A 2,000-nucleotide genomic window follows, 5' to 3' on the forward strand; every position below is an offset into this window, starting at 1 on the left:
TAATTGCTAAAACCATAACGGAGCCGCCAACAATTAAAGAGATAATTTTTTGTTTTTTATCCATCCCTGATTAATACCCCCTTAAAAAAGGGGGGCGCGTTTTACCGCGCTCCCCTTTTCCTCAAGGCGCACTGTTTTGTATATTCTCTATGCTCCTGCCGGCAAGCCCCCGGAGAGCGCCGGAAAATCCAAAGCCTATACTTACGGAGGATAACCCCGCCAAAAAAAGAATTACCGCCCATTCGGCAGTCGTTATCCCCCTGTCGTCCCGCAAAAAGTCAATGATCTTTTTAATCAATTAATCACCTTCAGTTTTAGTAACCTGAATATTTTGGATGTATGGGCTGATGTAATTATCCATTTTACTTTTATAGGCATTAACCACGGCCACCGCAAAAATAAAAACCATCACCGAGCCGAAAATAAACCACAAAAAGTACTCCCCGGTTTTGGTGCCCAGGAGAGCACTTTTTATGTTGACCAATGTTTTCATTTTAAACCACCGCTAACGCGTGGCGCCGGTGGCGCCGGTGATTATACCAGTTCTGCCGTTTGAATTGACGTTTATCCCATAGTCCGTGTCATCATCAACGACACTGCTCACAGGCCTGATTGCCTCCATGTCTGCATAGACATCGCCCATCTTGCCCCGCAACGCCCCCACGTAGGACAGGGCTACACTGCCGGAGGACAACACCCCCAGAATCAGCCAAAGCAGTATTTCGCCGGTGGGCGTTCCGGTTTCGTCCAGGATGAAGTTTTTAACCGACCGGCAAATTTTTATCGCTCTTTGTTTCAATTGGTTACTCCTCCTCTTTAATAAATCACCTGTATCACTTTCGATACGAATTGAATATTTATGTCCTTTTATCACCTCGTTTCAAACAGATCCATATGTTTTTTCACATCTGCCCGTTCCAGGCAGTAAGACTTTCAATCATTTTTATGGCTTTATAACCAATGGGAAATAGCACGATACCCACCAGGGCAAAACCGGGCAGAGCCAGATAGATAGTTTGGTATAACGGCCGGGCCGCAATTTCTTTTTCATAGTTGCGGCGCAGCCGTTCTTCGAGTTTTGCGGATTCTTCACTTAATAGGCCGGACTTTTCGCTCTTGCCCGACAACGTGATGTGCTGGAGTACGGCTGCCAGAATCTCAGCTTCCGGAAAGTTCACCTCCTTTGCAAAATGATGGAGGGCTTTTACAGGGCCCTGCGGCCAACGGTTTACGCATTTTTCCACGGAATCCCTTATGGACGGGGTCAATTCACCGGCCTTTGCCAGCGCCTGGTGAATTGAGTGGCTGTCGGAAAAGAGATCGATGGAATCGTAAAGAATACTTATTTCCTTAACTTTTGTCCTGTAGTCAATTGTTCTTTTGGTGTTGCCAAGAAATTTGGCCACTCCAAAACCCACCATCAACCCCGCCTGGAACATATAAATCTTAAACGGAGTTGTCCAGAAGGCCCAGGTGAAAATACATGCCGTGGCAAAGCCGGTAAGCATAAATTTAGGATCGGAAAACACTCCGAAATCCAATTTTTCTTTTCCCTTATCCTTGAATAACGCGGGAACTATTGTTTTTTCCCTGTTTCCGATTATCCTTTGAAGCGGCGACCGGTAAGTAATTTTTTGTGCGAGCTGTGAGATTACTATGAAAAAATAGATACCGACAGAAAAAGAAAATGTTATCAGTAAGAACCCTTCGATCCCGATCATTTGAAGCACCCGGCAATACCTCCCTTAATACTTAACGTCATGCAACCGGCGGTCCAGCATAATACCCACGGGATAGGACAGAAAGGCCACCGCCACCACCGCTTTTCCCATGGGCACATTTATAAAAAAATCCTCCGCGTCCGGCACAATGAGCTGCACGGCAAAAAAGGCCGGTATCAGCAGCGCGTTTAAGAAGATGCCCACAACCCTCATCCAGGCCAAACTGGTGTCGTTTACCGCCATCAGTTCCTCATGCCGTTTAATTTTAATGGCCAGTTT

General features: G+C 46.2%; 5 protein-coding genes. All 5 read right to left on the bottom strand.

What is annotated here, in order from left to right; genetic code table 11:
- Positions 1-121 precede the first annotated feature (121 nt).
- The gene (locus DCCM_RS18710; RefSeq protein WP_165792153.1) at positions 122-298 is read right to left on the bottom strand and encodes a hypothetical protein; all 177 of its coding nucleotides are present in this window, start codon (positions 296-298) and stop codon (positions 122-124) included.
- Entirely contained in the window at positions 299-493 is a 195-nt protein-coding gene (locus DCCM_RS13160) for a hypothetical protein (protein WP_104372853.1), read from the bottom strand.
- 12 nt (positions 494-505) lie between these two features.
- Positions 506-799 (bottom strand): hypothetical protein, encoded by a 294-nt coding sequence (locus DCCM_RS13165; RefSeq protein WP_104372854.1) that lies wholly within the window; start codon positions 797-799, stop codon positions 506-508.
- Between the two features lie 103 nt (positions 800-902).
- Positions 903-1,730 carry a hypothetical protein gene (locus tag DCCM_RS13170; protein ID WP_104372855.1) on the bottom strand — a complete coding sequence of 276 codons (828 nt, stop codon included), beginning with the start codon at positions 1,728-1,730 and terminating at the stop codon, positions 903-905.
- 15 nt (positions 1,731-1,745) lie between these two features.
- On the bottom strand, positions 1,746-2,000 hold a 255-nt coding region (locus DCCM_RS18715), incomplete at its 5' end, for a hypothetical protein (protein ID WP_165792154.1).

This window comes from Desulfocucumis palustris, from assembly GCF_002933875.1.
Taxonomy (GTDB): Bacteria; Bacillota; Desulfotomaculia; order Desulfotomaculales; family Desulfocucumaceae; genus Desulfocucumis; species Desulfocucumis palustris.

Coding starts and splice junctions, on each gene's coding strand:
- DCCM_RS13160 (WP_104372853.1), bottom strand. CDS start 493: ATGAAAACATTGGTCAACATAAAAAGTGCTCTCCTGGGCACCAAAACC.